The organism is Rhodomicrobium udaipurense JA643 (assembly GCF_000636015.1).
Taxonomy (GTDB): domain Bacteria; phylum Pseudomonadota; class Alphaproteobacteria; order Rhizobiales; family Rhodomicrobiaceae; genus Rhodomicrobium; species Rhodomicrobium udaipurense.
In genome coordinates, this window is sequence record NZ_JFZJ01000042.1 from 20,522 (window position 1) to 27,111 (window position 6,590).

Sequence of the window (6,590 nt, forward strand, 5' to 3'; positions counted from 1 at the left end):
GAACCGCGCGCGCACCACTTGCCCCGATCCCGCTGCGGAACAGCGAAGGGCAACGGCGAGCTTCGGAGTATGCGGTCAGGGCGAGCCATCGCGTCAGTCCTTCGGCTCTCCGCGTTTCGCGAGTTTCTCTTCCTCGTACTGAATAAACCAACCGATCATCTGACGCCAGAGCGCAACGGCGAGTTCCGGCGGCAGGTCGCGTTCCTTCGCGCGTGCCTCGACCCTGTCGATGACCTGCCGAATGCGCCACGGCACGGTCGCCTCATGCGTGTTCTTCTTCAGTTGCCACGCGCGGTCCACATAGGAAAATCGCTCGGCGACGAGGTCCAGGATCGCGTCGTCCACGCGGTCGATTTCCACGCGAACCTGATCCATGTTCTCGCAATCGGCGGCTTTACGGGGCGTCGTCATTTTTTCTTCTTCGCTTTCTTCTCTGGCGCGTTGTCGGCGGCTTCGGCCTTCTTTTTCGCGTTGTCGGCGGGCTTCGCAGCATCGCCAGCCCACCACGGTTCCGGGATCGGCATGCGGCCCACCGCATCCTCGATCACCTGACCGGCGCGCAGCACCGTCGCTTCGTCGAACGGCTTCCCGATGATCTGGAGGCCAAGCGGCAACCCTTCGGCGGAAAGACCGCCGGGCACCGAAAGGCCTGGAAGCCCCGCCATGTTCACGGTCACGGTGAAGATGTCGTTCAGATACATCTCGACCGGATCGGCGTCCTTCTTCGAGCCGAGGCCGAAGGCGGGCGTCGGCGTCGTCGGCGTCAGCACCACGTCCACCGTCTCGAAGGCGTCGTCGAAGTCGCGCTTGATGAGCGAGCGCACCTTCTGCGCCTTGAGATAATAGGCGTCGTAATAACCAGCGGAAAGCACATAGGTGCCGATGAGGATGCGCCGCTTCACTTCCGCGCCGAAGCCGTGGCTCCGCGTCTCCTCATACATATCCACGATGTCGCGACCGTTCGCGCGAAGCCCATAGCGCACGCCGTCATAGCGCGCGAGGTTGGACGACGCCTCGGCGGGCGCGACGATATAATACGCGGGCAGCGCTGCCTTGGTGTGCGGCAGGCTGATATCCACGATCTCGGCGCCCGCCTGACGGTAGATGTCGATGCCTTTTTCCCAGAGCGCCTCAATCTCCTTCGACATACCGTCGACGCGGTATTCCTTCGGTACGCCGATCTTGAGGCCCTTGAACTTCTGCGTCAGCGCCTTTTCGAGGTCGGGCAGCGGGCGATCGACGCTGGTCGAATCCTTCAGATCGTAGCTCGCCATCGCCTGAAGCATCAGCGCCGCGTCCTTGATGGAGCGCGTGATCGGCCCGGCCTGATCGAGCGAGGAGGCGAACGCCACCATGCCGTAGCGCGAGCAGCGGCCATAGGTCGGCTTGATGCCTACGGTGCCGGTGAAGGCTGCGGGCTGGCGAATGGAGCCGCCCGTGTCGGAGGCCGTTGCCCCGAGGCAAAGCCCGGCCGCGACCGCCGATGACGATCCGCCCGACGATCCGCCCGGCACGAGGTTCTCGTCCGAGCCCTTCGCGCGCCACGGGTTCACAGTCTGGCCGTAGTAGCTCGTCTCGGTGGATGAGCCCATGGCGAACTCGTCCATGTTGAGCTTGCCGAGCATCACGGCGCCCGCATCCCATAAATTCTGCGTGACCGTCGATTCATACGGCGGCTCGAAATTGCCGAGGATGTGCGACCCGGCCGTCGTGCGCACGCCGTCCGTGCAGAACAGATCCTTGATGCCGAGCGGAATGCCTTCGAGCGCGCGCGCATCCTTCGCGTTCGCGGCGAGGCGCTCGTCGCTCTTCTTCGCTTGCTCCAGCGCCTTGTCGCCGGTAACGACGAGATAAGCCTTCAGCGCGTCGTTGGCCGCCTCGATCGCGGAAAGACAGGCCTCGGTGAGTTCAATGGCGGTGATTTCCTTGGCGCGGAGCTTGTCGCGCGCGTCGGAAAGTGTCAGCTCGTTCAACGACATGGTTTTCGACATGGGGCTATTCGATGACCTTCGGCACGAGGAAAAAGCCGTCTTCGGACTTCGGCGCGTTCTTGAGCACGGCGGCGGGTTTGTTGCCGTCCGTCACTACGTCCTCGCGCATATGGAGCTTCGCTCCGCCGACACTCGTCAGCGGCTCGACGCCGTCCGTCGGGATCGCGTTCAGTTCTTCCACCCACGAGAGGATGCCGTTCAGTTCGCGTTGAAGGCTCTTCGCCTCTTCCGCGGTCACTTTGACACGGGCGAGATGCGCGATCCGCCGCACCGTCGCTTCATCGATTTCGGATTTTGCCATTTTGGGATTTTGCTGACGATTAGGCTGAAAATAGTCAAACTTTTTGTACGCCGGTTCAGCTTCGCTCCGCAACCGTCTATTGCCAGACTAAATTCTGGAATGGCGCATTTGCAAACCGAAATCGTAAAAGTTGTCGGAACGCTTCACAATCCTTATAACACGGCTTGGGAAATGGGACTGTAGGGCGCAAGCGCATGCTCGCGCGAAGGAGCTTGATGATGTCATCGCCGCGTTGGACGCCGGAAAGCTGGAGGTCAAAGCCTGTCGAGCAGGTTCCGGTGTATCCCGACGAAGCAGAACTTGTCGCGGTCGAGAAGGAGCTTGCCAGCTTCCCGCCGCTCGTGTTCGCGGGCGAAGCGCGCGGGCTGCAAAAGGGCCTTGCCGAAGTGGCGCACGGGCGCGGCTTCCTGCTTCAGGGCGGCGACTGCGCGGAAAGCTTCTCCGAGCATGGCGCGGATTCCATCCGTGACTTTTTCCGCGTGTTCCTGCAAATGGCCGTGGTGCTGACCTATGCTGGCAGCCGCCCGGTGGTGAAGGTCGGCCGCATCGCGGGCCAGTTCGCGAAGCCGCGTTCCGCGCCGACCGAGAAGCACGGCGACGTGGAACTGCCGAGCTATCGCGGCGACATCATCAACGACATCGCGTTCTCCCCGGAGTCGCGAACCCCTGACCCGCGTCGCCTGCTCAAGGCCTATCGCCAGTCGGCGGCGACGCTGAACCTGCTGCGCGCCTTCGCGCAGGGCGGTTACGCCGATCTCGAACGCGTGCATCAATGGACGCTCGGGTTCGTGAAGGACAGCCCGGCGGGCGAGCGCTACGAGGAGCTTGCGAACCGCATCTCCGACACGCTGCACTTCATGCGCGCCTGCGGCGTCACGTCGGATAATTCCGAGCGGCTGCGGACGACCGATTTCTATACGAGCCATGAGGCGCTGCTTCTCGGCTACGAAGAGGCGTTCGCGCGCGTCGATTCGACCAGCGGCAACTGGTATGCCACATCCGGCCACTTCCTGTGGATCGGTGACCGCACGCGCCAGCTCGACCACGCGCATGTCGAATTCCTGCGCGGCATCCGGAACCCCATCGGCGTCAAGATCGGCCCGAGCATGAAGCCGGACGAACTCATCGACCTGATCGACATCCTGAACCCGACGAACGAGCCGGGCCGCCTCACGCTCATCGGCCGATTCGGCGCGGACAAGGTGGGCAAATATCTGCCGGAGCTGATCCGCGCGGTGAAAAGCGAGGGCAAGATCGTGATCTGGTCCTGCGATCCGATGCACGGCAACACGATCAAGTCCGTGAGCGGCTACAAGACGCGTCCGTTCAACCAGGTTCTCGCCGAGGTCGAAACCTTCTTCGACATCTGCCAGGCGGAGGGGGTCTATCCGGGCGGCCTGCATGTGGAGATGACCGGCAAGGACGTGACCGAGTGCACCGGCGGCGCGCATTCGATCTCGGACGCCGATCTGTCGAATCGCTATCACACCTATTGCGACCCGCGCCTCAACGCCGATCAGGCGCTGGAACTGGCGTTCCTCGTCGCGGAGCGCCTGCGCCGCGACCGTTCACTGCATGAGGCGAAGGCGGTCTTTTTCGCGGCGGAGTAGAGATCGCGTCTGGTGCATTCGTTGTTCGACCACCGAGCGCTCGATTTTCCGATTGAGCGCGACGGTGGTTGGATGGCCCACTTCGGCTAACGGAACTTTGTTCGCCGCTTCCCGCTTACGAACGATGACGCTTCATCGCGCCTTCGAAGCGGAGACAGCCAAGTTTGGGAGAACGATTCCCCCAAAAACAGGGGCGCGCGCCGCGTCCGCGCTGCCTTGTCGCAGCTTGCAAAAGTCTTTTTTGCGAAAGGCGCGGCGATATTAGCGTTTTCAACCGCCACGCTGGCGAAGCCCTGGAAGGAATGTTACAGTTGCGTGAAATTGGCAGCATTCCACGGCCGCTTGGGGGCGAAATGATCGACCGAAACGGATGGTGTCCACCGGCATTGCCGGGGGAAGTTTAAGTGTCGGCCATGAGCAGCTCGGTGCCAAATATCATTATGCCGCAGGACTTGCTTGCAGCCTACACGCCGCCCGCAGTCGGACACGACGAAGCGATCGGCGCCGACGGAAGGATTCGGCCGCAATGGCGGGCCTTCTCCGAGGCGTTCGGCGCGGTTCCTCCCGAAGAACAGGCCCAGCGTCAGGAAAGGCTTCGTCGCCTCGTCGCCGAGAACGGCATAGCGCACGATCTCTTCGCCGAGCCCGGCAGCCGCCAACCCTGGTCCATCGACCTCATCCCCATCATGATTTCGGCCGCCGAATGGGCGGTGCTGGAACGCGGCATGATCCAGCGCGTGCAGCTCTGCGACATGATGGCAAAAGACTTCTACGGCCCGCAAACGCTGCTTCGCTCGGGCCGTGTGCCTCCGCGCCTTGTGTTCAGCGATCCCGCGTTCCTGCGCGCCTGCCGCGAGCCGAAGAACACGGGCCATTTCATCAATTTCTTCGCCGCCGATCTCATCCGCGACGCGAGCGGCGAGTGGCGCATCATCGACGTGCATGCCGAGACGCCGGCGGGCGTGGGCTTCGCGCTCGCGAACCGGCTGCTGCATGGCCAACTCATGGGCGACGTGTTTCGGACGTGTCGCGCCGTTCGGCTCGCCTCGCACTTCCAGGAAATCCAGAGCGAGCTTTTGCAGCGCATCGAGCGCGACGACCCGCTCATCACGCTGCTCACGCCCGGTCCCCAGCACGACGATTATTTCAGCCACGCCTATCTCTCGCGCTATCTCGGCTTCCAGCTTGTGGAAGGCGGCGACCTGCGCGTGATCGGCAGCCGCGTCTACATGAAGACGCTGGAAGGGCTGAAGCCCATCGATCTCATGATCCGCTGCGTGGAAGGTTCGCATTGCGATCCGCTCGAACTCGACCCGAACGGCTTTGCCGGTCCGGTCGGCCTCGTGCAGGCGCTAAGGCGCAATCCGCGCCTGATGATGAATTTCCTCGGCTCGTCCATCATCGAGAACCGCGGCCTAGGGCCGCTTCTGCCGGACATCAGCCGCGCGCTTCTCGGGCAGGATCTCGTTCTCCACGACACACATCGCCGCTGGCTCGGCGACATGGAATCGCGCGTCTATGTGTTCGCCCATCCCGAGCGCTTCGTGATCCGCCGTGTGCATGAGGGCACAGGCCGACCTGGCCGCGCGGAAGTCGGCATCATGCTTGAAACGCTGACGCCCAAGGCTCTCGACGCGCTTCGCTTCGAACTCGATGTGAACGGGCAGGACTACGTCGCGGAGGAGCGCTCCGACAGCGCCTATGCCCCGTCATGGACGGCCGACGGGCTGACCTCGCGCCGCTTTGCGATGCGGCTGTTCGTGGCGGGCATCGACGGCGATTATCGCGTCATGCCGGGCGGCCTCGCGATGTCGCTCGACGGGACGCCGGGCGTCGCCATGTCTGCGCGCGACGGCCATTCTCGCGATGTGTGGATCGCCTCCGACGAGGAGGTGATGCCGCCGCATATCTCGCTGATGCGGCCCGCCGCCGAGGTTGCGCGCGTGCTTCGCGCGGGCATTGGCCTTAGAAGCCGCATTGCGGACAACCTCTATTGGCTCGGCCGCTATTGCGAGCGCGCGGACTGGGTGATGCGTCTCATGCGTGGCGCATTGAGCCGCTCGGAGGATTCCGGCACGGTGCCCATCGGCGCTGGCGGACGACGCGCGCTCGAACTCATCCTGTCGAAGGATCAGCCGGCTTCGACGCCGGGTATCGGCCACGATCCGCGCGCGATCGAGCAATCGGTGCGCCTGCTGATGACCGCGCCCGGCCGCTCGCACAGCCTGCCCGGCCTCGAAAGCAACATGCTTCGCGTGGGCAGCATCGTGCGCGAGCGCCTCTCGCTTGAGGTGTGGCAGACGCTGCTCCGCTTCTCGAACATCGCGTCTCCGCAGGCAAACGACCTCTCCGACTCGGTGAAGCTGCTCGACCGGCTCAATGCGGGCATCGTCACCATGGCGTCGCTCAACGGCCTGACCGCCGAGAACATGACGCGGAACTATGGTTGGCGCTTCACGGACATCGGGCGGCGGCTTGAACGGGCCTACAATCTGGCCGAACTGCTTCTGGCGTTGTTCGGCGAGGTGCGGCGCGAGGACGACGAGACGGCGCGCCTCTTCTTCGTACTGAACGTGGCGGACAGCACCATCACCTTCCGCCAGCGATATCTGTTCGCGCCGATCCTCTCGCTCGTGCTCGACCTCCTCATGGTGGACGAGGCGAATCCGCGTGGTATCGGCTTCCAGC

5 protein-coding genes are annotated in these 6,590 nt (G+C 63.6%); 2 read left to right on the plus strand and 3 right to left on the minus strand.

Translation table 11 applies throughout. From position 1 onward, the window contains the following. Positions 1 to 93: 93 nt before the first annotated feature. The 3 genes from T281_RS08260 to gatC are packed head-to-tail and all read right to left on the minus strand — an operon-like array spanning position 94 to position 2,292. Positions 94 to 411 (minus strand): chorismate mutase, encoded by a 318-nt coding sequence (locus T281_RS08260; RefSeq protein WP_013419231.1) that lies wholly within the window; start codon positions 409 to 411, stop codon positions 94 to 96. Beyond that, positions 408 to 1,979, minus strand: coding sequence for an Asp-tRNA(Asn)/Glu-tRNA(Gln) amidotransferase subunit GatA (gene gatA, locus T281_RS08265; RefSeq protein ID WP_052037264.1), 1,572 nt, complete (start codon positions 1,977 to 1,979; stop codon positions 408 to 410). The genes T281_RS08260 and gatA overlap by 4 nt, the downstream gene beginning before the upstream one ends. Before the next feature lie 16 nt (positions 1,980 to 1,995). After that, on the minus strand, positions 1,996 to 2,292 hold the full coding sequence (gene gatC / locus T281_RS08270) for an Asp-tRNA(Asn)/Glu-tRNA(Gln) amidotransferase subunit GatC (protein WP_037237099.1): 297 nt from the start codon (positions 2,290 to 2,292) through the stop codon (positions 1,996 to 1,998). Between the two features lie 218 nt (positions 2,293 to 2,510). Here gatC and T281_RS08275 point away from each other — a divergent pair, with 218 nt between their 5' ends. Both T281_RS08275 and T281_RS08280 read left to right on the plus strand, forming a co-directional pair. Continuing rightward, positions 2,511 to 3,902, plus strand: coding sequence for a class II 3-deoxy-7-phosphoheptulonate synthase (locus T281_RS08275; RefSeq protein WP_037237113.1), 1,392 nt, complete (start codon positions 2,511 to 2,513; stop codon positions 3,900 to 3,902). Positions 3,903 to 4,327: 425 nt separating this feature from the next. Beyond that, a partial coding sequence (locus tag T281_RS08280; RefSeq protein ID WP_162173145.1) for a circularly permuted type 2 ATP-grasp protein occupies positions 4,328 to 6,590 on the plus strand: 2,263 nt, incomplete at its 3' end.